This is a genomic window from Nitrosomonas europaea (genome assembly GCF_900167395.1).
Taxonomy (GTDB): Bacteria; Pseudomonadota; Gammaproteobacteria; order Burkholderiales; family Nitrosomonadaceae; genus Nitrosomonas; species Nitrosomonas europaea.
Window position 1 is genome coordinate 15,349 of record NZ_FUWK01000030.1, and the last position, 23,792, is coordinate 39,140.

At 52.5% G+C, this 23,792-nt stretch carries 19 protein-coding genes; 10 read left to right on the forward strand and 9 right to left on the reverse strand.

Features of this window, described 5'->3' with window-relative positions:
- Positions 1-32 precede the first annotated feature (32 nt).
- From B5D58_RS09710 to B5D58_RS09735, 6 genes are all read left to right on the forward strand, one after another.
- A complete protein-coding gene (locus B5D58_RS09710; RefSeq protein WP_011112402.1) occupies positions 33-2,291 on the forward strand; it encodes a methyl-accepting chemotaxis protein in 2,259 nt (752 codons plus the stop codon).
- 222 nt (positions 2,292-2,513) lie between these two features.
- The gene (locus tag B5D58_RS14370) at positions 2,514-4,844 is read left to right on the forward strand and encodes a methyl-accepting chemotaxis protein (RefSeq protein ID WP_011112401.1); all 2,331 of its coding nucleotides are present in this window, start codon (positions 2,514-2,516) and stop codon (positions 4,842-4,844) included.
- Between the two features lie 14 nt (positions 4,845-4,858).
- Positions 4,859-5,197, forward strand: a complete 339-nt coding sequence (locus B5D58_RS09720; RefSeq protein WP_041356808.1) for a hypothetical protein — start codon at positions 4,859-4,861, stop codon at positions 5,195-5,197.
- The gene (locus B5D58_RS09725) at positions 5,194-6,042 is read left to right on the forward strand and encodes a CheR family methyltransferase (protein ID WP_011112399.1); all 849 of its coding nucleotides are present in this window, start codon (positions 5,194-5,196) and stop codon (positions 6,040-6,042) included. The genes B5D58_RS09720 and B5D58_RS09725 overlap by 4 nt, the downstream gene beginning before the upstream one ends.
- Before the next feature lie 75 nt (positions 6,043-6,117).
- Positions 6,118-6,723, forward strand: coding sequence for a chemoreceptor glutamine deamidase CheD (gene cheD, locus B5D58_RS09730; RefSeq protein ID WP_011112398.1), 606 nt, complete (start codon positions 6,118-6,120; stop codon positions 6,721-6,723).
- Positions 6,724-6,733: 10 nt separating this feature from the next.
- The gene (locus B5D58_RS09735) at positions 6,734-7,810 is read left to right on the forward strand and encodes a protein-glutamate methylesterase/protein-glutamine glutaminase (protein WP_011112397.1); all 1,077 of its coding nucleotides are present in this window, start codon (positions 6,734-6,736) and stop codon (positions 7,808-7,810) included.
- Positions 7,811-8,105: 295 nt separating this feature from the next.
- Here B5D58_RS09735 and B5D58_RS09740 read toward each other — a convergent pair whose 3' ends face one another.
- The 5 genes from B5D58_RS09740 to argH form a co-directional block, all read right to left on the reverse strand.
- Positions 8,106-8,930 (reverse strand): HDOD domain-containing protein, encoded by an 825-nt coding sequence (locus B5D58_RS09740; protein ID WP_011112396.1) that lies wholly within the window; start codon positions 8,928-8,930, stop codon positions 8,106-8,108.
- 128 nt (positions 8,931-9,058) lie between these two features.
- Positions 9,059-10,240 carry a class I SAM-dependent RNA methyltransferase gene (locus B5D58_RS09745; protein WP_011112395.1) on the reverse strand — a complete coding sequence of 394 codons (1,182 nt, stop codon included), beginning with the start codon at positions 10,238-10,240 and terminating at the stop codon, positions 9,059-9,061.
- 64 nt (positions 10,241-10,304) lie between these two features.
- A complete protein-coding gene (locus B5D58_RS09750) occupies positions 10,305-11,780 on the reverse strand; it encodes a dynamin family protein (protein WP_011112394.1) in 1,476 nt (491 codons plus the stop codon).
- 285 nt (positions 11,781-12,065) lie between these two features.
- Positions 12,066-12,971, reverse strand: coding sequence for a fructosamine kinase family protein (locus B5D58_RS09755; RefSeq protein WP_011112393.1), 906 nt, complete (start codon positions 12,969-12,971; stop codon positions 12,066-12,068).
- A gap of 19 nt (positions 12,972-12,990) precedes the next feature.
- Positions 12,991-14,376 (reverse strand): argininosuccinate lyase, encoded by a 1,386-nt coding sequence (gene argH / locus B5D58_RS09760; RefSeq protein WP_011112392.1) that lies wholly within the window; start codon positions 14,374-14,376, stop codon positions 12,991-12,993.
- 184 nt (positions 14,377-14,560) lie between these two features.
- On the opposite strand from argH, the gene B5D58_RS09765 reads away from it, so the two are divergent.
- Positions 14,561-15,223 carry a hypothetical protein gene (locus tag B5D58_RS09765; RefSeq protein ID WP_011112391.1) on the forward strand — a complete coding sequence of 221 codons (663 nt, stop codon included), beginning with the start codon at positions 14,561-14,563 and terminating at the stop codon, positions 15,221-15,223.
- 47 nt (positions 15,224-15,270) lie between these two features.
- Here the strand turns inward: B5D58_RS09765 and murA are convergent, their stop codons facing one another.
- The gene (gene murA, locus B5D58_RS09770) at positions 15,271-16,524 is read right to left on the reverse strand and encodes a UDP-N-acetylglucosamine 1-carboxyvinyltransferase (RefSeq protein WP_011112390.1); all 1,254 of its coding nucleotides are present in this window, start codon (positions 16,522-16,524) and stop codon (positions 15,271-15,273) included.
- An 87-nt stretch (positions 16,525-16,611) separates the two neighbouring features.
- Between murA and B5D58_RS09775 the strand changes: the two genes are divergently transcribed.
- Both B5D58_RS09775 and recG read left to right on the forward strand, forming a co-directional pair.
- On the forward strand, positions 16,612-17,001 hold the full coding sequence (locus tag B5D58_RS09775) for a RidA family protein (RefSeq protein WP_011112389.1): 390 nt from the start codon (positions 16,612-16,614) through the stop codon (positions 16,999-17,001).
- A gap of 30 nt (positions 17,002-17,031) precedes the next feature.
- The gene (gene recG / locus B5D58_RS09780) at positions 17,032-19,089 is read left to right on the forward strand and encodes an ATP-dependent DNA helicase RecG (protein WP_011112388.1); all 2,058 of its coding nucleotides are present in this window, start codon (positions 17,032-17,034) and stop codon (positions 19,087-19,089) included.
- Here the strand turns inward: recG and rapZ are convergent.
- Positions 19,074-19,940 carry an RNase adapter RapZ gene (gene rapZ / locus B5D58_RS09785; RefSeq protein ID WP_011112387.1) on the reverse strand — a complete coding sequence of 289 codons (867 nt, stop codon included), beginning with the start codon at positions 19,938-19,940 and terminating at the stop codon, positions 19,074-19,076. The genes recG and rapZ overlap by 16 nt on opposite strands.
- A gap of 83 nt (positions 19,941-20,023) precedes the next feature.
- On the opposite strand from rapZ, the gene greB reads away from it, so the two are divergent.
- Complete coding sequence (gene greB, locus B5D58_RS09790) at positions 20,024-20,572, forward strand: transcription elongation factor GreB (RefSeq protein WP_011112386.1); 549 nt, start codon at positions 20,024-20,026, stop codon at positions 20,570-20,572.
- Between the two features lie 62 nt (positions 20,573-20,634).
- Here the strand turns inward: greB and B5D58_RS09795 are convergent, their stop codons facing one another.
- Complete coding sequence (locus tag B5D58_RS09795; RefSeq protein ID WP_011112385.1) at positions 20,635-22,353, reverse strand: adenylate/guanylate cyclase domain-containing protein; 1,719 nt, start codon at positions 22,351-22,353, stop codon at positions 20,635-20,637.
- Positions 22,316-23,167 carry an HDOD domain-containing protein gene (locus B5D58_RS09800; RefSeq protein ID WP_011112384.1) on the reverse strand — a complete coding sequence of 284 codons (852 nt, stop codon included), beginning with the start codon at positions 23,165-23,167 and terminating at the stop codon, positions 22,316-22,318. Before B5D58_RS09800 ends, B5D58_RS09795 begins: the two co-directional genes overlap by 38 nt.
- Positions 23,168-23,792 lie beyond the last annotated feature (625 nt).

A 23,792-nucleotide genomic window follows, 5' to 3' on the forward strand; every position in this document is an offset into this window, starting at 1 on the left:
TTGGGAAACAAGTTACTTTATCGGGAGCAGAAATGTTGCAGAACATGACGATCAAATCACGGCTGATTTTTATAGTCGGCCTGCTGTCTTTGGCACTGATCAGTGTGGGATCCGTCGGGTTGTACGGCCTGTATCAATCCAAGACAAAGCTGGAAACGATTTATCAGGATAGGGTGGTGGTGCTTGGTCATTTCTCGCAAATACTGGACAGCCTGCTGCAAGTGCGCATGTATGCGTTACTGGTAACCAATTTGCGCGATACCGGCGTTGCCAGGCAGCGTGCCGCGCAGGTAGTCGACGAGGATGCCAAAATCAACGAATTGTGGCGAAAATTCACCCAGACCTACATGACCCCGGAAGAACAGTCACTGGCCGGACGTTTTACTGAACAATGGAAGGTTTACCAGGCAGCGCGCAACCAGACGCTCAATCATGCGATCAATGGCAATTTCGATGCAGCGGTAGAAGTTACCCTGCAGGACGCTGGCCCCAAATATGAGGCAGTACATGGCTCATTGATGCAACTGATCGGTCTGCAGGAAAGCGTGACGGCACAGGAATATGAACAGTTACAGGCAATGACTTCTATTATTTTTGCCACCACGATTACCCTGACCGTGCTGGGAATTCTGCTGGCGGGCGGGGTGGGATTCGTGCTGATCCGTGGCGTCAGCCGTTCGATCAATCAGGCGATGGAGGTAGCGGATGGCATTGCCAACGGCCGGCTGGATCAGCGCATCGAAGTGACTGGCCGTGATGAAATTTCCAGGTTGCTGCAATCGATGACGAAGATGGTGGAAGTGCTGAACGGTTTCATGTCTGCCCAGCAAAAAATGAGTCAGCAGCATGACGCCGGGGCGATCAGTTACCGTATTCCGGCAAGTCAGTTTCCCGGCAGTTACGGTGAAATAGCCAATTCGATCAATGAACTGGTGAAAGCGCACATCGCCGTCAAAATGCGGGTGGTTGAAGTCGTTGCACGCTATGCGCAGGGTGATCTATCAGTGGATATGGACAGGTTACCTGGTGAGAAGGCAAAAGTTACGGAAACGATGGATAAGGTCAAAGCCAGTTTGCAGGCGATCAACGGTGAAATCAAATACCTGGTGGAAGGGGCGACGGCGGGTGATTTTTCCCGGCGTGGCAAGGCCGATAAATACCAGCATGATTTCCATGCCATGGTTAGCAACCTCAACCAGTTGATGCAGACTTGCGAAACTAGTCTGGAGGATGTTATCCGTATCATGGATGCGCTGGCGGAGGGTGATCTGACGCAGAAGATCACACGAGAGTACCAGGGAATGTTTGCCACGATGAAGGATGATGCCAATATCACCGTGGGACAGCTTGCCAGTATCGTCAGACAGATCAAGGATGCAACCGGACTGATTTCCACCGCATCGAAAGAGATTGCCGACGGTAATTCGGATCTTTCACAACGCACGGAAGAGCAGGCGGCCAATCTGGAAGAAACTGCTGCCAGCATGGAAGAGCTGACTTCGACGGTGAAACAGAATGCGGACAATGCCCGTCAGGCCAACCAGCTGGCGGCTTCGGCTTCCGATGTGGCCGTGAAAGGCGGCGAGGTCGTCAGTCAGGTGGTACAGACCATGAGCGCGATCAACGACAGTTCCAAGAAGATCGTCGACATCATCAGTGTGATCGACGGCATTGCCTTCCAGACCAATATTCTGGCACTGAATGCGGCGGTGGAAGCGGCGCGTGCCGGTGAACAGGGACGCGGGTTTGCCGTGGTGGCAACCGAAGTACGCACGCTGGCACAACGCTCTGCGGCAGCGGCGCGGGAAATCAAGGAACTGATCAGCAATTCGGTGCACAAGGTGGAAGATGGCACCCAGCTGGTTGATCAGGCCGGCAGGACGATGGAAGAAGTGGTGCTATCAGTCAAGCGCGTGACGGACATCATGGGCGAGATTTCGGCTGCTTCGCAGGAACAGAGTCTGGGAATCGAACAGGTCAATCAGGCCATTTCACAAATGGACGAGATCACGCAACAGAATGCGGCGCTGGTGGAAGAAGCGGCTGCGGCTTCCGAATCCATGCGCGAACAGGCGGATCAACTATCCCGTGCAGTGGCAGCATTCAAGCTCGAGCACGGAATGGCTGCAGCTCATACGGACAGCCAGCCATTCGTCGAGCGGCGCGGCCCCAACCGGGCAACCAACGTCGAACGCCTGCCGCAACAAGTAAAAGGCCACAGGAAAACTGCTTCCCCGGGTGCATCCTCCTCCATTCCAACCGGTACGGATGGTGACTGGGAAGAGTTCTGAAACAGAATAAAACATTCGTCACTACAAAATAATTTGAGCATGAAGCAGTCCGGTAGCAGCAGCACTGGATTGCCACGTGACTACATGACTTGCAAAGACAAAATTTTGAATTGTACAGCCTGCAATATTTTTTATATGAAGGAGGAGAACGCCAATCAATCCGGCTGATGCCGATAAAACAGTATTTCTGTCAATAACGTAACTTACCAAGAAAGCGAGATCATGCGAGTCAATATGCCAGTTACCAATGTGGAACGGGAAATGCGGGATGGAGAGTTTCTCGTTTCCAAAACCACGGCCAAGGGGGTCATTACTTATATCAATGAGCCCTTCATCCGAATGAGCGGCTTTACAGAGCAGGAATTGGTCGGACAGGCGCATAACATCATCCGCCATCCGGATATGCCGCCGGAAGCCTTTGCAGATTTCTGGAATACGCTCAAACGGGGCAGGCCGTGGAGCGGTATGGTCAAAAATCGTTCCAAGGATGGCAGCTGTTACTGGGTATATGCCAATGTGACACCCATCAGGGAACATGGCAAGGTGACCGGACACATGTCTGTGCGCAGCAAACCAACGCGTGATCAGATTCAGGCAGCCGAGACGCTCTATCGCCAGATGCGTGAGGGTACGGCAAAGGTGCAGATCGTTGCCGGAGAGATAGTTGCAAATAGCTGGCTGGGGTCATTGCGCGAGAAATTCCGCCATCTCAGCCTGAAAACCCGGATCACCGGGTTTGGTGCGGTACCTTTGCTGGTCATGGCGGGTTCTGCCTGGCTGATGATGCAGGGCCAGCTGAATCTGGCGTTTGCCGGGATGGGGTTGAGTGTCTGTCTGGCAGGTGGAATGGGTGTGCTGCTGTATCGCTGTATTCGCCAGCCGGTGGATACCATGATTCATCACCTGGATAAAATGGCGCAGGGTGATTACACCAGCCAGATCCTCCTCGAGCGTAATGATGAAATCGGGCGGCTGACCGAAGCACTCAAATCCATGCAGATTCGTGCGGGAATCGATTTCACCGAAACCAAGCGGATGAACATCGAGAATCTGCGGGTACGTAATGCGCTGGATATCGCAACTTCTGCGGTCATGATTGCTGATAACACCGGAACGATCATTTTCATGAACCGGATGGTGCAGGAAATTCTGGTCAATGAAGCCAATGAAGTGGATGTATGCGAATCATTGCAAAGTCGATTGAGAGATCTGGCCGGGCAGCAACAGATCGATAACGTCAGAATCGGAGAGCGGACGTATTCACTGCTGTTGATGCCGGTTACCAGCGAATCGGGTGAACGGGCAGGTGCTGTGGTTGAATGGCGTGACCGTACTCAGGAGCTGACAGTCGAAAAGGAAGTCATGGAAATCGTTCAGGCGGGTGTGGCGGGTGACTTCAGCAAGCGTTTGGTGTTGGCTGGTAAGGAAGGTTTTTTTCGGCAACTGGCAGAAGGAATCAATCGGCTGATGGAGAGCACTTCACAAGGGTTAGATGAGATGGCTACCATGCTGGAGGCTCTGGCACAGGGTAACCTGACCATGCACATTACCCATGACTATCAAGGTATGTTGGGCAAGTTGAAAGATGATTCGAATTCGACCGTGGATCAACTTGCCAGCATTGTCAGACAGATCAAGGATGCAGCCGGACTGATCACCACAGCTTCGAAAGAGATTGCCGATGGGAATACCGATCTTTCACAACGTACCGAACAGCAGGCAGCCAACCTGGAGAAGACCGCTGCCAGCATGGAGGAACTGACTTCGACGGTAAAACAGAACGCGGACAATGCTCGCCAGGCCAACCAGCTGGCGGCTTCGGCTTCCGATGTGGCCGTGAAAGGCGGTGAGGTCGTCAGTCAGGTGGTACAGACCATGAGCGCGATCAACGACAGCTCGAAGAAGATTGTCGACATCATCAGCGTGATCGACGGCATTGCCTTCCAGACCAATATTCTGGCACTGAATGCGGCGGTGGAAGCAGCGCGTGCCGGTGAACAGGGACGCGGGTTTGCCGTAGTGGCGACTGAAGTACGCACCCTGGCACAACGTTCTGCGGCAGCGGCGCGGGAAATCAAGGGACTGATCAGCAATTCGGTGCACAAGGTGGAAGACGGCACCCAGCTGGTGGATCAGGCTGGCAGGACGATGGAAGAAGTGGTGCTGTCAGTCAAGCGTGTGACCGACATCATGGGCGAGATTTCGGCTGCTTCCCATGAGCAGAGCTTGGGGATCGAACAGGTCAATCAGGCCATTTCACAAATGGATGAGATCACGCAACAGAATGCGGCGCTGGTGGAAGAGGCGGCAGCTGCATCCGAATCCATGCGCGAACAGGCAGAACAACTGTCGCGTGCAGTAGCGGCGTTCAAGCTGGAGCATGGAATGGCTGCAGCTCATACGGACAACCCGCCATCCGTCGAACGGCGCAGCCCTAACCGGGCAACCAACGTCGAGCGCTTGCCACAAACCCGAAACCGGAAGAAAGCAGCTACCAGAAGCTCTGTTGCATCGGTTTCCGCCGGCACCGAAGGGGGATGGGAAGAATTTTGAAACCGGATCTTGTGATGACACCGATCGATGAAAATATTCGTCTTGGCTCAATCCTGGCCGTTTTTGCGAGTGCCATCGGCGTGAAGCAATCCGGTAGCGGCGGTAATAGAGACATTGAATCGTTATTCACCACGCTTTATTTGCGGCTAAACGGCACTTGCGGTCTTGCGAAGACAAAATTCGGGGCTGATGACGGGAGGAAAGACATGCAATACACGATGACGGAATCCGGGGTCGTACAACCTGAAGTGGCAGAGGTGCGCGAAGTAAGGTGGGGGGGGGATTCCCTGCCTGTCATCATTACGGTGATGACAGGTAGCAGGTTCTGTTCACCTGACGGTCATCTGCCATGAATGCACGTGCTTCGGGTGAACACAATACACGTGAGTACGCGTTTTCCTCACATGACTTCGAATGTGTGAAAAAGCTGATTTATGCGCGCGCCGGCATCGCACTGGCCGAGAATCGTCAGGAGATGGTGTATACCCGTCTTTCGAAACGTCTGCGCGCAACCGGGACGAACAATTTCAACGACTATTTGCAGCGCCTGGAAAGAGATAGCGAGGATGTAGAGTGGGAGTCATTCACCAATGCGCTGACCACCAATCTGACATCGTTCTTCCGGGAAGCTCACCATTTTCCAATGCTGGCCGAGCATGTGAAGAAACGTCAGCCTGGCCACACGGTGAAACTCTGGTGCAGCGCGGCTTCTACCGGGGAAGAACCTTATTCGATGGCCATGACCATGGTGGAAACCTTTAATTCAATGAAACCCCCTGTCCGTATCCTTGCCACCGACATTGATACCGAAGTGCTGGCAGCAGCGCGTGAGGGCGTTTATCCCCTCGACAGGCTGGAATCCATGTCCTCTGAGAGAATCAGAAGATTTTTTCTCAAAGGGAAAAGCAGTACCTCAGGCTATGCCCGGGTGCGACAGGAATTGCGTGACTTGGTTACATTCAGGCCATTTAATCTGCTGGATCCCAAGTGGCCGATGCGCGGACCTCTTGATGCGATTTTCTGCCGTAATGTCATGATTTATTTTGATAAGCCGACGCAGTATCGGATTTTGCAGAAATTTGTACCGTTGCTTGATCGTGACGGACTGCTGTTCATGGGCCACTCGGAAGTGTTCCAGCATGCTTCCGACCTGATCAGGCTCATTGATCGCACTGTTTATAAGCCAGTTAAGAAATAGGCAGCAGAATCAGGGCTATGCCAATCTCTGTACCAAAAACAGATTTGATAAATTATCGGGTAGCTCTGCCTTGCTATGGTTAATCCTCAGTTTGCTTCAAATTTCTATTTCGATCAGCGCCTGAATACGGAAGCGGTCAAACTGCTGCCGGGAGAATATTTTGTGACCACTCGGAATATGGTGCTGAGTACAGTACTGGGTTCCTGCGTTTCAGCCTGTATTTATGACGGTCAGAGCGGCGTGGGCGGAATGAATCATTTTATGCTGCCTAGAGGCGAAGATGACCAGGGACTTCAGGTGGAATGCGCGCGTTTCGGTGGCTATGCAATGGATATCCTGATTCGCGAGCTGCTCAGAAACGGGGCACACAAGGAGAATCTGGTTTCCAAGGTATTTGGAGGGGGTAATGTGCAGCGTGCCATGGTGTCATCAATGATCGGTTCGCAGAATACCCGGTTTGTCAAAAAATATCTGGCGGAACGGGGGATTCCAATTCTGGCGGCAGATCTGGAAGGTAATCATCCACGCAAGATCCATTTTTTCCCCAAAAACGGCCGAGTGTTGCAGAAGAAATTATATGTATCGCGTAACGATACCATTGTCGAGCGCGAGCAGAATTACAGCCGGTTACTGCTGTCTGTAGCGCAGTCTGCAATACAGCCAGGTACGCGTGAAAATTGAGGAGGAGCTCATGAAAAAGATCAGTGTACTTATCATTGATGATTCAGCCCTGATTCGCAAATTACTGACCGAGATCATCAATGCCCGGCCGGATATGGAGGTGATTGGTGCGGCCCCGGATCCGATAGTGGCGCGTGAAATGATCCGGACATTGAATCCGGATGTACTGACGCTGGATGTGGAAATGCCAAAGATGGATGGCCTGGAATTTCTGGAGAAACTGATGCGATTGCGGCCCATGCCGGTGGTGATGGTATCGACACTGACTGAGCGGGGATCAGAAGTAACCTTTCGGGCGCTGGAACTGGGGGCCGTTGATTTTGTTGCCAAACCAAAGATGGATATCCGCAATAGCCTCGAAGCCTACACAGATGAAATTACAGGAAAAATTCGTACTGCCAGCACGGCACGTATCCATCGTCTGGAACCCGTTGCCAGCAATGGTGCTGCAAGTGGAAGTATTGTACAGATGCCGCGGCATCACGGTATTTCTACCGAAAAGCTGATCATCATTGGGGCATCTACTGGCGGTACCGAGGCCATCAAAGATGTGCTGATTCATTTGCCGCCGGATTGTCCGGGTATACTGATTACTCAGCATATGCCGGAAGGGTTTACCCGTTCCTTTGCCGAGCGGCTCGACCGGTTATGCAAAATCCGGGTCAAGGAGGCCGAAGGAGGCGAGCGGGTGCTGCCGGGTCATGCATATCTCGCACCGGGTCATTCCCATCTCCTGCTGAAGAAAAGCGGTGCTAACTATGTGACCGAATTGAGTCAAACAGATCCGGTCAACCGCCACCGCCCATCAGTGGATGTACTGTTTCAGTCTGCGGCCCATTGCGCCGGGAAAAATGCTGTCGGCGTGATTCTGACGGGGATGGGCAAGGATGGTGCCGCGGGAATGCTCGATATGCATCATGCAGGTGCCTATAATCTGGCGCAGGATGAAACCAGTTGCGTGGTGTTTGGTATGCCCAAAGAAGCTATTACCCTTGGCGCTGTCGATGAAATCGTCCCGTTGCAGGATATGGCCAGACGAATATTGGCGAGACTGGTCGGCGCAGGTAAACAGGCTGTCCGTGTATGAGATTGCCCTGTTATCACCTGCTTTCTGCCCATTTCCAAGATAGTTCTTATTTCATCAAGGAGCGGTGCGGGGTAAGGAATTACCTCGTGAGGTCGTGATACTCTCTCTTTAACCGCAAATGGAGTGTGGCAAGTAGCGGTGATCTGGTACCTTCGTAATTGATGGGTTGGATTGTTTCATACCTGTCGGCATTTACAAAGAGACTGAAAATCAGGATCCGGATTTTTCAGCGTATCAACTTTACCAGAATGAAGTACCGTGTTCCCAATCTTGGAGATGGTATCCTTCAGTGGCGTCAGTAGCGGGCGTGCACCAATGTCCTGGCATCATTCGGCGTGATGCGCAGCAGTTCACCGATTTCAGCATAATCATCCGGCAGGGCAGCATCATCCCAGCCATGGGCGCTATGTCGTGCAAGGTTGACCGCCAGTACGACATTACGAACTCGTGGATGGGCGATATGCTTTTTGTCCATCAGCATGATCAGCAGTTCTGGCAGTGCCCAGGCTTCTATCAGCGTAGCTTGCAGATCGTATACCGTGAAGCCCAATATCGTTTTTTGAACGGTGGCGCTGCGCAGTGTGCTGTCCTGTCGTTGCAGGGCATCGATTTCGAGCATTTTGTCAGGAACGAAGCAGCGCAGCAGCATTTCAGTGATGTCGTGCAACAGTGCGGCGATACGAATTTCCTCGAAATGAGTGTCGTACAGGCGTATGGCCCATTCAAGTGCATAGTTGGAGGCAATATGCGCACGGTGTATCCGTTGCAGCAGGTTGACCAGTGCAGCGGGGCGCTGTTGCAGTAAATGTTGCACGAGAGGTTCAGCGACAACCTGATCAAGTGCGTTTTCCACACCCAGCATGATCAGTGCCTGTTCGACCTGCACGATTTCCTGCTGCTGCCGCTTATGCTTGTGTTGTTGCAGATGGCGCAACAGCTTTACGGTCATGAGCGGGTCATGCCTGATGATGCGAGCGACGTTACGTGCACTGGGATTGGGCTCCTGTTCTCTCAATGCTGCCAGATCGTTGGCAGTTTTACGCAATACGGGAATTTCCACTTCACTGAGAAATTGAGTCCATTCAGTCAGTTTGCGAAAATTCTCCGGCTGTATCGTCATCTTTTGTATCCGTCCTGATTGATTGCGGGTTCTGATCTGCTCCAGAGCCGATGCTCCGGAGGGGGTATTGAAGTTTCTTCGGCAAACGGATGGAATAGTTTAGGGAAGTCGTAGTTGGACGTACCCAACTACCGTTTGTTTCCTTTTTTGGTATTTCCCCATTGTTTGTGAAACGTGGCCGTGATCTCGATATGCGGAGTGTGAGGAAACAGATCTATGAGCTGAATATCAGTGAATTTCCACCCGTTTTTGCAGAATATCCAGGCATCGCGCGCGAAGGTTACGGGATCGCAGGAGATGTAGCAGATGGTTTCAAGTGCAGCGAAGGCATCGAAGAATCCACGCAGGGTTTTCAGCCCGGAGCGGGGCGGGTCGAGCACCAGGATGCCGGCATCCTGCACATTCTTTTTGAGAATCTTCCAGATGAAGGGGTGGTAGAGGTCGGCCGTTCTGGCATCCACACCGGGCAGATTCTTTTGCCGGAGAACGGTGATTGCCTGCGGATCGGCTTCATAAGCCAGTATCTCTGGGCATCCGGTTTGCGCGATTACTTCAGTGAAATTGCCTGAACCGCAGAATAATTCGACGATTTTGTGCGAGTGACCGTGCTGTTCGAGTGCGTATTTCAGCCACGATCTCATCCATTGATTCTGTGCATCATTGCCTTGTCGGAAAGGCTGTTTCCAGTTGAGCAGTACCGGTTCTGCCGGTGATTGATCGTCCAGATCGATGAAATTCCAGTCATCGCCCGGTGCCGGACTCCATTCGCGGCTGGGCAGGTGCTTGCGCAGGGTTTGCAGATGTTGCCGGCAGGCAGGATTGAGAATCAGACAGTCCTCGATCGGGACGATATGATGCGATCCCTCGGCCACGAAGCCCAGTTTTTCACCATCTGTTTTGACCTGAAAACGGTTGCGATAGCCGAACAGATCCGGAGAAGGCTGTACCGCTCCGATGTTCAGATCAGCGAGATCGAAGCCAACTCTGTGCATGGCGTAGAGAAACCGGTTTTTTTTCTGTTCCAGCTGGCTGTCGTAATCCGCGATCATCCACGGGCAGCCGGAGCAATCATTGCCGCTGAAACCGAGAAACCGGCATTCAGGTGTTTTACGATGACGGGAAGACTGAATGAGGCGAATCAGACGGGCATAACCGTATTTTCTGTTGTTCAGGGCGCGATCGGTTATTTCGAATTCCCCCCTATCTCCAGGCCAGGTGCCGGCAACGAAGTAAGAGAGCCCGTTCTCCGGGTGTTGTACGACTCCCAGCCCTTTCTGGGATAGATGGGTGATTTCGCCCTGGAATGACATGGTTGGCTGAAAAAAACAACCCTCTGCCACTGTTGCGGGCAGAGGGTGTCGGGTGATCGATCGTTCAGGCTTGTTCGGTGGCAGGTTGGTTCTGTTCCTGCTCCAGATGACCGGACGGATCGGTGAACTGGTCGTTCAGCATCTGGATGTAATCGTTGGCATCTTCCTTGACTTCAGCCAGGATGCGACGATTTGTACCATTCCAGCCAGCCGGTTTCTTCAGGAACATGGGGCGGTAACCGGCCGTGCTTTTACTGAAGGCGCGGCTGAATTGCTTGGCTGCATTGTGATCGTGTCCGAATTCCTGCGGGAGTTGTTTCAGGATGCTGCGGGCGACACTTTTACGCACGGCAAAGTGAATATAGCCGATGACTCCCAGCAGAAGCATGATGGTGATGATCGGCAATATGCCACCGGCAGAAATCCCGTCGATGCATTCCTTGAGCAGATGCCAGCTGTCCGTAACGGTCAGTGCTATTCCTGTCAATGCTGCCAGCAGGCCGACCAGTATGCCGTCGAGTGTGAGTACCTGGCTTCTCCACTGATCGAGTGCAGTTTCCAGTTTACCGATGACCTGGTTTTCGATGGTGTTGGCTGTTTGTTCGAGCATGGCAGCAATGCGGTACGAGCGTTCGATTTCGATTTGTTGCATGCGTGTGCTGATATCTGCCAGATCTTCCTCGCGTTTTTGTTCGAAACGTTCCCGGATTTGCGGATTTTCGATGGGGGTGGCTGCATCCTTGTCATAAATCCGGTAGAAACGCCCGGCCAGCAAGCCGGCCTGAGCCAGTGAACGTTGCCAGGCGGAGATGACTTCCTCGGGATTGTCTTCTTTTGCCGTCACATCGATCTGGTTGAGTATGTACAGAAACTTGTTGGCATCCGGGCGATTGATGGTGGCGGCGACCAGATATTCGAGCGTGTCTTTCATGGCACCGGGTTCCGGGTGGCGCGCATCGAAGAAGACGAGCACCAGGTCGGACAGATCGATGATGTGCTGAGTGAGGCGCAGGGTGGAAGTACGCTGGCTGTCTGCATCGAATCCCGGGGAATCGATCAGGATTTTGCCGCGAATCTGTTCCGACGGGCAGGTTTTGAGCTGAATGTAGGCATCGATGCGCTGTGGTCCGGCTTCTGCAATTTCGTCGATGCTATGGCTGATCTGATAGAACGGGAAGCGCGGATCGGCATCGAGTGCCACACCGGGGAGTGTTTTGATTTCATCGTGGCGGCTGTAACAGATCACGGTGAATTTATCGTCGACCGCCTGATTGCCGGTGCGCTGCAGCGTCATATTCAGATAGGAATTGATGAAAGTCGATTTGCCCGACGAGAAAGTGCCCAGCACTGCAATCATCGGCCACCAGGTGACATAGGTGGCGTATGACTCGTTCAACTCCAGTAATCCGAGCGCCTGGGCGACACCATCCAGTTTTCTGAAGCTGTGGACGGCTTTGGTCAGGACCGGATTATCCGGATGTTCCTCTGCGAGATGTTTTTCCAGATTGGCAAGGTGCTTGAGGATATTGGTCGTGCTCATAGTTGATGATCCTTGTTTGGTTGATGAATATCTGCCGCAACCCGGGTATTGCAGCATGGTCCACCGTTTGTAAATGGGGGTTGCCCGTCATTTGCGCTATGTTTTCTGGCTGTGCCTGAGGTTGCACATGGCTGGTGCAGTCCGGTGATGACGGGTTACTGGTGCTGAAAAGCGCTGGTAAAAGCGTTGGTTTGTGGCAAATATCTCCTTTCTCGTTACTTGGGTCATTTTATTGTGACTGTTGCTGCTTGACAATGAACGTGATTACACGGGTAGGTCTGCTCATCAATAAAGTTCGGCCAGTAATTTTTTCATGGTGATTTCCGCCTGGCTCAGATACTGCGGCCCGAACAGATTGAGATGATTGAGGATGTGGTAAAGGTTATAGAGCTGCTTGCGGGTGGTATAGCCGGTTTCCACTGGCCAGGTATCGCGATAGGCAGCCTGGAAATCGGGCGGGAAGCCACCAAACAGTTCCGTCATCGCCAGATCTGCTTCCCTGTCGCCGTAATAAACAGCCGGGTCGAAAATGACGGGCTGACCATCCTGATCGAAAGCGTAGTTGCCTCCCCACAGATCGCCATGCAGTAGTGACGGGAGTGGCAGGGTATCGGTAAAGAAATGTTGAAATTCGGACAGAAGACGTTCCCCCAGTGATTGCAGTGAACCGGTGTGGCCATTTTTGCGAGCGAGATTCAACTGATAACCCAGCCGGTGTTGTCGCCAGAACGAAATCCAGTCGCTGGCGGTGGCGTTTCTCTGGGGGGTCGAGCCGATCGTGTTGTCGCGTATCCAGCCGAATGTTTCCGCGGTGTGCCGATGCATGTTTGCCAGCCCGATGCCTAGTGCAGCTGCATTTCCCCGGTTCTGAAGATCGATGAATTCCAGTACCAGCCAGGCATCATCGTGATGACTTCCGCAGCAAAGTGGTTGAGGGACACGCAGGCTGGCAGAATCGAGTATTTCTCCCAGTCCCGCTGCTTCGGATTCGAACATGGCCAAATTCCCGGCTTTGTTCAATTTGACGAAGTATTGCCGTTCGTGATCACGGATGCAGAAGGTCTGATTGATACACCCTCCACCGATCGGGGTGAGGCTTTCCGGGGCGAATGTCTGTCCGGTGTGTCGTGAAATCTGTGCAGCCACGGTTGCCCACAAAGAGGAGGCGATGTGCAGAAATTCCTGTTTCATCCCGCGTTCTGTCTCCAGCTTAGCCGGGTAACTGTGACCGGGCACGACAGATGGCTTCACGCACTTGTTCCGGGGCAGTGCCGCCAGGATGATTGCGACTTTGCAGGGAGCCTTCCAGCGTCAATACCTCGAAGACATCTTGTTCGATGACTTCGGAAAATTGTCGCAAATCTGCAAGCGAGAGTTCACTCAGATCACATGCCTTGCTTTCCGCGAAACGGACCGCCTGGGCGACTGCTTCGTGCGCATCGCGAAACGGTATCCCTTTTTTGACCAGATAATCGGCCAGATCGGTGGCCGTTGCGTAACCGCGCAGTGCAGCCTGGCGCATGGCTTCCGGGTTGACGTGCAGCCCGGCCAGCATGTCGGCGTAAATGGTCAGGGTATCCTTCAGGGTATCGACCGTATCGAACAGAGGCTCCTTGTCCTCCTGATTATCTTTGTTATAGGCCAGCGGCTGGGATTTCATCAAGGTCAGCAGCGCGACCAGATGGCCGTTGATGCGACCGGTTTTTCCGCGTACCAGTTCAGGCACATCAGGATTTTTCTTTTGTGGCATGATCGACGAGCCGGTGCAGAACCGATCTGCCAGCCGGATGAAACCGAAGGCCGGATTCATCCAGAGTATCAGCTCCTCTGACAGGCGGGAGAGGTGCATCATGATGAGTGCAGCGCAGGCACAGAACTCGATCGCGAAGTCACGGTCGGAAACGGCGTCCAGCGAGTTGTGGCAGATATCATCAAATCCCAGTTCATACGCAACCATTGCCCGGTCGACGGGATAGCTGGTGCCGGCCAGAGCGGCAGCGCCCAGCGGCAGTTGATTGACGCGCTTTCGGCAATCCTGCAGGCGCTGCCCGTCACGCTGCAGCATTTCATGGTAGGCAAGCAGATGATGTCCGAACGAAACAGGCTGAGCCACCTGTAAATGAGTGAATCCGGGCATGATCGTGGCAGCTTGCTGCTCTGCCAGATCCAGCAGTACATATTGCAGCGTGTGGATGAGGTCGATAATTTCGTCGATCGCGGTGCGCAGGTAGAGTCGGATGTCGGTGGCCACCTGATCGTTGCGTGAGCGGGCGGTATGTAATTTCTTTCCAGCATCTCCGGTCAGCGCAGTCAAACGCCGTTCGATGTTCAGATGGACGTCTTCCTGTTCGAGTTGCCATTCGAACTCACCCTTACTGATTTCTTCACGGATTTGTGCCAGCCCCTGTTCAATGGCGGCCAGATCAGCGGGCTGGATGATACCAGTGGCAGCCAGCATACGGGCGTGTGCGAGCGAACCCTGGATGTCATATTCGGCCAGTCGGTAGTCGAATCCGATCGATGCGGTATAGCGTTGTACGAGTTGCGCAACCGGTTCACTGAAACGTCCCGACCAGGTTTTTTTATCTTTTTCCACGGAAATGTCTGTCGTTTGTTGAAACCCTGTATTTTACCCGCAACCCGGAAAGAATCGACTGGCAGATTTTGCAACACGTATGCATAATAGGGGCTGGTTATTGGCAGCACTGCTTTCCCTGGAAAAGGGAATGGTGGATAATTAGCGCCTTTCATCGAGTCACTCATTAACGAAGGAGCAATTCATGTCGGATCAATACACGCAGAACGAGAGCGACCAGTCCAAAGACAAGGTCGAATGGACCAAGCCCGCTTCATTACTCAATATTCTGGGCAAGAAGTTTGCGCCAATTGCCGACCTGCAGCACAAACAGTTGCCTTCATGGTCATTACTGGTTTTTCTGGGCATATTGCTGCTGGTGTTCATCTGGAAGCAGATTGCTGTAAACCAGGCTGAGTCACGGCTGGAAAAAGGGCAGGCTCAGATCGCGCAGCAGCTTGAGGAAAAGAGTAAGGAGTTGGTCAAAAAAGCGCGTGAATATGCCGACAGCCAGTACAAAAAGGAAGAGGAACGCTTTGGTCAGGTGCTGGCTTGGGCAGTGCGTGGCGAGCTGATCCGTAACAATCTGGACCAGATCGACCAGTATCTGACCGAACTCGTCAAGACGAAAGATACCGAGCGCGTCGTATTGATCAGTGATGAAGGCAAGTTGCTGGTATCCACCGATAAAAGACTGGAGAGTGAAGAGGCTTCGAGTCTTTATCCTAAAGATGTTCTTGGTCTGCAGACCATCACTATCAAATCCGACGTGGATAACAGGAAATTGCTGGTTGTGCCGGTCATGGGCCTGAACAAACGTCTGGCTACCATCGTGATCAGCTACAACCCGCCATCACTGCTGAACTGATTCGACGACGAACTGCCAGTTTCAGACCCCCGTAATACGGGGGTTTTTTAATTTATGCGTTTGATTTGTGCACCTGCCTGTGCCAGTTTTCGTTCGATTCGTTCGTAACCCCGATCCAGGTGATAGATCCGGTCGACGATGGTTTCTCCCTGCGCAACCAGCCCGGCGATGATCAGGCAGGCGGAGGCACGCAAATCAGTTGCCATCACACTGGCGCCATCGAGTTGGGGAATGCCATGCACGATCGCGGTATTGCCTTCGACCTGAATATCCGCATTCAGACGTTTGAGCTCCTGTACATGCATGAAGCGGTTTTCGAAAATCGTTTCCGTCATGACAGAGGTCCCGTCAGCAATACTGTTCAGCGCCATGAACTGCGCCTGCATATCGGTGGGAAAGGCCGGATAGGGTGCGGTACGCAGACTGACTGGCTGTGGCCGGTGCTGCATGCGCAGGCGGATCCAGTCTTCACCCGTATCGATGGCCGCACCAGTCTCGATCAGTTTACCGAGTACGACATCGAGTGTATCTGCGCGTGTCCGGGTCAGGGTGATGTCACCCCCGCAGGCAGCGACAGCAGTCAGGAATGTGCCGGTCTCGATGCGATCAGGCATGACAGTATGTGAACTGCCATGCAGGTGATCCACTCCTTCGATGACGATGATGTCACTGCCTGCCCCTTCGATTTTCGCTCCCATGCCAATGAGGCAATCCGCCAGATCGACTACTTCAGGTTCACGCGCGGCATTTTCCAGGATGGTGGTACCGGAGGCGAGTGTGGCGGCCATCATCAGATTCTCGGTGCCGGTGACGGTAACGAGATCCATGACGATACGCGTACCCGAAAGGCGTCCGGCCTGGGCACGGATGTAGCCTTGTTCGATACTGATGTCCGCTCCCATGGCCTGCAGTCCTTTGATATGCTGATCTACCGGACGCATGCCGATTGCGCAGCCGCCCGGCAGTGAAATATATGCCTGCCCGGTTCGTGCCAGCAGTGGACCCAGTACGAGGATGGCGGCACGCATGGTTTTGACCATGTCGTAAGAAGCGGTCGGATTGGTAATGCTGGCAGCAGACAGTTCTGCTGTACCCGGGTCATTTGTTAAAATGCGCACACCGATCTGTTCGAGCAGTGCCAGCATGGTGGTGATATCCCGCAGATGCGGGAGGTTCTGGATGGTAAATGTATCGGCAGTCAGCAGCGATGCGCATAGTACCGGCAGGGCTGCGTTTTTGGCACCGGAAATACTGATTTCACCCTGGAGCTTAGCTCCTCCGTGAATGACGAGTTTCTGCATGAATTTATACTTTATCGAGAATTGAGACGCTGCCTGCCTGTGCGGGCGCCAGACATTTTATTCTATCGTACTATCCAGGGAGTCAGAATGAGCAAATTTATTATCCAGACCAATGATGCCCCGCAGGCAATCGGCACCTATTCCCAGGCTGTTCGCGTGACGGGCGGGGAGACCGTTTACCTTTCCGGCCAGATCGGGCTCGATCCGGTCAGCATGGAAATGGTGGCGGGGGTCGATGCGCAGATCGAGCAGGTCATTGCCAATCTCAAGGCAGTGATCGCTGCCAGTGGCGGCAGTTTGGGCGATGTGGTCAAACTGAACGTTTATCTGACCGATCTAGGCAATTTTTCCCGGGTCAATGAAATCATGGGCAAGCATTTCAGCCAGCCGTATCCCGCACGTGCAGCCATTGGTGTGGCAGCATTGCCGCGTGATGCACTGGTGGAGATGGATGCTGTCGTCGTGCTGGATAAATGACGCTGGTTTACCATTCACATCATTTTCCCGTTGGCTGCTCATTTTTTCGACTCACTGGATGAGGCTTTACGCAAGAAGCTCGAGAAACTTGGCCTGTTCAGTGATTTCGATCTGGTTTTGCACCTGCCGCTGCGTTATGAGGATGAAACACGGCTGTCGCCCATTAGCCAGGCCGTTCCTGGAAGTACAGTACAAGTAGAAGGGGTCGTTGCCGAGCAGGAAGTGCTGGTCCGCCCGCGGCGGCAGCTCGTTTGCCGGGTGGATGACGATAGCGGTACGCTTTATCTGCGTTTTTTCAATTTTTATGCCAGTCAGGTAACCGCCTGGTCACCGGGTACGCGGCTGCGCGTACTGGGTGAAGTACGGGCCGGATTCCACGGAGTGGAAATGGTGCACCCGAAATGCCGGGTAGTGCGTGGCAGTATGGTGTTGGCGAATACGCTGACACCGGTTTACCCGGGAATGGCCGGGCTGCCGCAACGTACCCTTGCCCGGCTGATCATGCAGGCTTTTGAACGATTACGTGCAAAACGGCTTCTGCAGGAAACCCTGCCGGCAACGATATTATCTGCTTGTCAGTTCCCTGCATTCGAGGACAGTTTGTCCATACTTCATTGTCCACCTGCCGGGGTGTCGATCACATCCTTGCAGCAACGCTCCCATCCGGCCTGGTTTCGGATCAAGTTCGACGAATTACTGGCGCAGCAACTCTCCATGCGTTGTCATTATCACCAGCGCCGCAGTCAGCAGGCACCTGTTCTGCAGCAGCAGACCGGCTTGCAGCAGGCATTGCTGGAGGTACTGCCATTCGGTCTGACTGACGCGCAATGCAAAGTGGTGACCGAAATCAGCAAGGATCTTGCGCAGCCTTACCCCATGCAGCGGTTGTTACAGGGAGATGTAGGCAGCGGCAAAACGATCGTGGCAGCACTGGCTGCTTTGCAGTCGATCGGAAACGGTTATCAGGTCGCTGTCATGGCGCCGACAGAAATTCTGGCCGAGCAGCATTTCCGCAAACTATCCGACTGGTTGACTCCCCTTGGTGTGGGGGTGGGCTGGTTGTCCGGCAGCCAGAAGAAAAGCCTGCGCAATCAGGAGCTGGAAAGAACAGCAACGGGTGAGGCTATGCTTGTCATCGGAACACATGCGTTGTTCCGGGAGGCGGTCCAGTTCAAGTGCCTTGGGTTGGTGATCATCGATGAACAGCACCGTTTCGGTGTTGGTCAGCGGCTGGCACTGCGTATGAAAGGTGGAGATGAGGAGGTGATACCGCATCAGCTGATGATGAGTGCCACACCGATTCCACGAACACTTTCCATGAGCTATTTCGCTGATCTGGATGTTTCTGTCATCGATCAGCTGCCGCCTGGCAGATCACCGGTGGTAACCAGATTGATCGACAGCAGCCGGCGCGAGGAAATCGTTGCGCGTATCCGTGAAGCTTGTCTGGCTGGTCGCCAGGCTTACTGGGTCTGCCCGCTGATCGAGGAATCAGAGGCATTGCAGTTGAAAACGGCGGTGGAAACCTATGAAACGTTGAGCCAGACTTTTCCTGATCTCAGAATTGCTCTCATTCACGGCCGGCTCGACAGCGATGAAAAATCTGTGATCATGGCGGAATTCAGTCAGGGAGAAGTACAATTGCTGGTTGCCACGACTGTGATCGAAGTAGGGGTGGATGTGCCGAATGCTTCGCTGATGGTGATCGAGCATGCTGAGCGTATGGGGTTGTCGCAACTGCATCAGCTGCGCGGGCGGATCGGTCGTGGATCGGCCACCGGTGTGTGTGTCCTGATGTATCAGCAGCCGTTGTCCGAAGTGGCACGTAAACGGTTGCAGATCATTTTCGAACATCGTGATGGATTCGAAATCGCGCGTCAGGATCTGTTGCTGCGCGGGCCTGGGGAGTTCCTCGGCACCCGTCAGAGTGGTGTGCCTCTGCTGCGATTTGCCAATTTGGAAGAGGATATCGATCTGCTTGAAATGGCACGTAATGCTGCAGAGAACATGCTGCGCGATCATCCGCTGGCGGCGCAGTGCCACATGCAGCGCTGGCTGGGAAGGAAAGAAGATTATCTGCGGGCGTAGTGCGGCTTGTATTCCGCCAGGCCGCGATGACGTACCAGAACATGGGCGCTGTCATGGAAGTGCAGTGCGAGCTTTTCTGCAAAATAAACCGAGCGGTGCTGTCCCCCGGTACAACCGATGGCAACCGTGAGATAGGCCCGGTTATCCCGTATGTAAGCAGGTAGCCAGGTACCCAGAAAACTGCTGATATCTCTGAGCATTTTTGAGGCATCCGGCTGAGATTCCATAAAGCGGATGACTTCGGGATCGTGCCCGGTCAATTCCTTCAGTTGCGGATCGTAAAAAGGATTGGGCAGACAACGTATGTCGAATACCAGATCAGCGTCCAGCGGAATACCGTGTTTGTAGCCGAACGACTGGAACAATAGTGTCAATTGAGAGGGGCTTCGGCTGTCTGCAATGAAATCCTTGATAAAGGCCCGCAGCACATTGGGCCTGAGAGAACTGGTATCGATATGATGTCCCAACCCTGTCAATGTGGCCAGTGCTTCACGTTCACGCCGGATGGCTTCTTCCAGGGTAATATTTTTATCGCTCAGGGGGTGTCTGCGACGGGTTTCGGAAAAGCGCTGCATCAGCGTCTCAGTACGTGCTTCCAGAAATATGAATTTTATCTGGATGCTTTTGTCGATCATTTTGAGCTGCCAGGGCAGAACAGTAATGTTCTCGCCGCTGCGCATATCGATGGCGACCGCAACGTAAGCGTGCTGCTGCGTTTGCAGGTGGTTGATGAGAACGACAAGCAATGACGCGGGAAGGTTATCGACACAGTAGTAGCCTGAATCTTCCAGGACTTTGAGTGCGATCGATTTTCCCGAACCGGATAACCCGCTGATAATGATGACTTGCATGGTTTTGAGTATAACAGGCAGATTAATCTGGGAGTGTATGCAAAAGCAGTATTCGTTCATACAAATGATGAGTGAATGTAAGTGTGAGTAAGGCATTTACCAAGGAAAGTGACGGTGAGGAAGAGCTGGATGGCAACCCGCAGCTGCCGCAAGGCGTAAAAAACTACATTACTCCGGGAGGTTATCAGCGCTTAAAGGATGAATTCGATCAATTATGGAGAGTGGAACGCCCGGAACTGGTCAAAGTCGTTTCCTGGGCAGCATCGAACGGTGATCGCTCGGAGAATGGTGATTACATCTACGGAAAACGGCGTTTACGTGAAATCGATCGCCGCCTGCGGTTTTTATCCAGGCGTCTGGATAACGCCGAAATCATCGATCCGAAGCAGCGCGGCGAATGTGATCAGGTATTTTTTGGTGCGACGGTAACGGTTTGTAATCAGCGCGGCGAGGAGCAGACTTACAGCATCGTCGGTATCGATGAAGCTGAACCGGGCCGGGGCTGGATCAGCTGGATTTCACCGCTGGCCAAAGCACTGCTGAAGGCACGTGAAGGAGATGTGGTGCCATTGCAGACACCGGGCGGCCCGCAAGAACTGGAAGTAGTGGAAATCCGTTACGAAGCGTTGTGACATCGATACAGGTGAGTCGTGTCCGGAACGGCTGATCGTTCGTGCATCAGGCAGAGATGTGATCAGTCTTTTGCGTGATGAGTGGTGAAAATGTCGTGCAACAGAGGCTGGCTGGCGGTTTGCACATAGCGAACGGCCTGTTTGTTGCGTTTTCCTTTCAGCTTGAGATGAAAGGGTTTACTGAATCTGATTTCAGGGTGATCCATGTGTGCGGTGGTTTCGTACAGTGCTTCGCTGATCAGTATCGCGCCCGGACAGCAGTTTTTTTCAAGACGGGCAGCAGTATTGACGACATCTCCGATCGTCGTCCAGTCGAGCCTGTCAGAAGAACCAACATTACCGATGACCACCTTGCCCCAGTGGATACCGATGCGTAAGAGCAGCAGATCTTTGCCGGCACGCATTCGCAAATTATTGAAGTCGTAGGAATGTTTGTGAATTTCCAATGCGGCCAGTATGGCTTTGTGGGGCTCTCTGAACAGCGCCATGACACAATCACCCATGAATTTGTCGATGATTCCCTCATGCTGTCTGACGGCTTTTGTGATTCTGCCGAGTATCAGGTTGAGCGTATGAATGACGGATTCTTCTTTTTCGTTGTTTTCCACATAGCTGGTAAAGCCGGCAATATCACAGAACAGGACAGCGAGCCGGCATTCTTCATTGGGGAGTGCATTGCCGCCCAGCCGGACGATTTCCCGGGCTTTTTGCTCGACCAGCTGAGGGACGTAATTACGGGTGATGTTATGAACACGGGCTTCATTGAGAATGGAACCTTCGGCCAGTGTATGGGTGGCTTTATGGTCCAGCGATACGACCTGCCACAATGTGTGAATGGTCATGTCATGATGGCGATAACCGCTGATATTGAAAAGTAGCGACAGGCTGTTGTCATGCGGCAGTCTGACGCGGATTCTGTAGTTCTCGAATACCCCACCCTGTGACTCCAGAGCAAGTCCCCATAGCACGTCGTTATAGAAATGGCCGGGAATGATGCCTGTCAGGATGTGAACCGAAGTCGGTGATACTTCCAGCTTCAGGTTGTTGAGAATCGCAGGGGAGATGGACAGGATATCGCCTGCACTGGAAAAAACGATGATGCCGTAGTTCAGTTTGCAGAAAATAGCCTGTGTTTTATCCGATTCCTCAGCAGAGAGCAGTAATTCAGAATGTTCCGCCTGTTCCAGGTGAGGGTGATGCCGTGCTATGTCTCTCACTACTTTGGCGGAGTGATAGCCCGGTGCGGTGGTCCCATCGATCTGTTTTAGCAGTGTGAATCCGATCGCTTTGGCAAGTTTACTATCCAGATAAGCACTGTTGTCACAGTTTTCCGGGTATTCGATGCGTATTAAAGTGCCCTTTTCTTCAGGAAAGGTCAGTATGACCTGGAAATGATTCTTTCTGCAGAATTGCTCGATATTCCGATCACCATGCGTGATCAGCTCATTCTGCAGAAGTTCATCGAATACATTGTCCTTGCTGGCGATATCGATGTTCAGATCATCTTCGATCGCTCGCTGGAATGCATGGCGATGCATGGTTCTGACTATGTTTGTAATCAGTTTGTGCAGTAAAAGTACGGTTGAATCCAGCAGACGCGGGCATTGCAGACGTTTCAGTGAACATACGATTTCCTGTTCCAGCTCTTGCCAGACGTTATGCTCAATCGAGGTAACGATGATCGGGCGACCGTGCCCGGGAGAATGTGATTCGATCTTGTTCGAGCTTGTTCCAGAGGGGGGGTCAACAGCGATCATGGGCGCAGAACTGAAAGATTTCATCGTTGATCAATTTCTGAAAGAAAGCTTCATCGAGCAGATGGTCAGAAAACTCTTCATTCAGTCCGTAAGCCATCAGCTTCTCCTTGCGGATGACCGGGTCACAGGGGTTGGTACCAATTCCGGCTCCTTTGATCAGGCTGTTGGCGATTGCCAGCCAGAGCAGGATTTCATTGTCGATCTGCCCGGGTAATAACTGATCCAGATCAGTGCCGACATACAGCTGAAACTGTGGCGGGAGTTTCCATTCCCTGACTGCCTGCTCACCGATCTGGTAATGATCCGTACCCATGAATTTTTGCTCCGCTTCTTTGCTAGAGCAGGCATTCTCGAGCGCATAGGTAAGCGCATCCATATAATCCTTGCGTACGTGGGTAAAAAGCAGCACCTTGCCGATATCGTGAACCAGTCCGGCAACAAAGGCCTCTTCACAATCCTCCGCTTTTCCCAGTTCAGAACAGATGTTGTAACTGGCAATGGCAGTCAGCAGGGAGTGGTGCCAGATATGTTTGCATACCAGGGCATTCTTGCTTTTGGAAAATACGGAACGCGAGAAAGCCAGTATGACCAGTGAACGAATGATATTGATTCCCAGCAGACTGATCGCAATGGGTAATGTCCTGATCGGCTGACTGCGATTGTAAATGGGTGAATTTGCCACTCTGAGAATGAACGATGCAACCACCTGGTCGGAACGCAACAGATGATCCATCTCCCTGAAGCAGTTCGGAGATTCTTCATTGATCTCGATGATTCTGGAAATGATTTCCGGTTGTGCGGATTTTATGGTTTTGTAGTCAATGATGCATCGATTCATGGCTCATGGCTGCCGGGGTCATGGCAGTAAAAATTTTTGGGTGTTGTTATAAATTAAAACAACGGCATGTATGAGACCGGCTTGATAGATAACAAAGAAAATTCCCGGAATTTGGGAGAATTCTTGATCGTTGTTTCTGAAAGCCTGGCGAAAACAGTTTTGATCGGAATTAACTATATTCGGGATATGAGAATCCGAATTGATATGAGGTTGCAATAGAGAGACTCGTACAGCTTGTGGAAGTTTTAGCCAGGATTGTTGTAACCAACAATATCGAATCAGGTGGGTGGATTGAGAAACTGAGGAATAAACGCCCAGGTACTGAACACTCCTGTAGAGACTCGCGTTGTTTCCCTTTCAGGGGCGCCGTTGCCGCTACAGGGGTAAAGGAAGGGGTGTGTTCAGCACCTGACCAGACTATAAGCCCGAGAAATTGATGATGTCAAGGTTCCTCGAAATAAAAGTTTCTAAACAGCATCCGACTATTATAAAAATTTTGAGCAATGGATTAAGGCGTCTCGAATCATAAAATTTATATGTAGTAGTTGAGATCTGATCTGACAGTTACCCGATTTGACGAGTGCCTGTTAGATCAGATTCAGTTATTCAATTCGGTAATTTTATC

Bases quoted from the DNA above. Each gene is read 5' to 3' on its own strand.
- murA (WP_011112390.1), bottom strand. From the start codon at position 16,524: ATGCAGAAACTCGTCATTCACGGAGGAGCTAAGCTCCAGGGTGAAATC.
- B5D58_RS09755 (WP_011112393.1), bottom strand. From the start codon at position 12,971: ATGAAACAGGAATTTCTGCACATCGCCTCCTCTTTGTGGGCAACCGTG.
- B5D58_RS09800 (WP_011112384.1), bottom strand. From the start codon at position 23,167: ATGAATCGATGCATCATTGACTACAAAACCATAAAATCCGCACAACCG.
- B5D58_RS09735 (WP_011112397.1), top strand. From the start codon at position 6,734: ATGAAAAAGATCAGTGTACTTATCATTGATGATTCAGCCCTGATTCGC.
- B5D58_RS09775 (WP_011112389.1), top strand. From the start codon at position 16,612: ATGAGCAAATTTATTATCCAGACCAATGATGCCCCGCAGGCAATCGGC.
- B5D58_RS14370 (WP_011112401.1), top strand. From the start codon at position 2,514: ATGCGAGTCAATATGCCAGTTACCAATGTGGAACGGGAAATGCGGGAT.
- rapZ (WP_011112387.1), bottom strand. From the start codon at position 19,940: ATGCAAGTCATCATTATCAGCGGGTTATCCGGTTCGGGAAAATCGATC.
- cheD (WP_011112398.1), top strand. From the start codon at position 6,118: ATGGTTAATCCTCAGTTTGCTTCAAATTTCTATTTCGATCAGCGCCTG.
- B5D58_RS09740 (WP_011112396.1), bottom strand. From the start codon at position 8,930: ATGACGATACAGCCGGAGAATTTTCGCAAACTGACTGAATGGACTCAA.
- B5D58_RS09720 (WP_041356808.1), top strand. From the start codon at position 4,859: ATGACACCGATCGATGAAAATATTCGTCTTGGCTCAATCCTGGCCGTT.
- B5D58_RS09745 (WP_011112395.1), bottom strand. From the start codon at position 10,240: ATGTCATTCCAGGGCGAAATCACCCATCTATCCCAGAAAGGGCTGGGA.
- B5D58_RS09765 (WP_011112391.1), top strand. From the start codon at position 14,561: ATGTCGGATCAATACACGCAGAACGAGAGCGACCAGTCCAAAGACAAG.
- B5D58_RS09795 (WP_011112385.1), bottom strand. From the start codon at position 22,353: ATGAAATCTTTCAGTTCTGCGCCCATGATCGCTGTTGACCCCCCCTCT.
- B5D58_RS09710 (WP_011112402.1), top strand. From the start codon at position 33: ATGTTGCAGAACATGACGATCAAATCACGGCTGATTTTTATAGTCGGC.
- B5D58_RS09725 (WP_011112399.1), top strand. From the start codon at position 5,194: ATGAATGCACGTGCTTCGGGTGAACACAATACACGTGAGTACGCGTTT.
- B5D58_RS09750 (WP_011112394.1), bottom strand. From the start codon at position 11,780: ATGAGCACGACCAATATCCTCAAGCACCTTGCCAATCTGGAAAAACAT.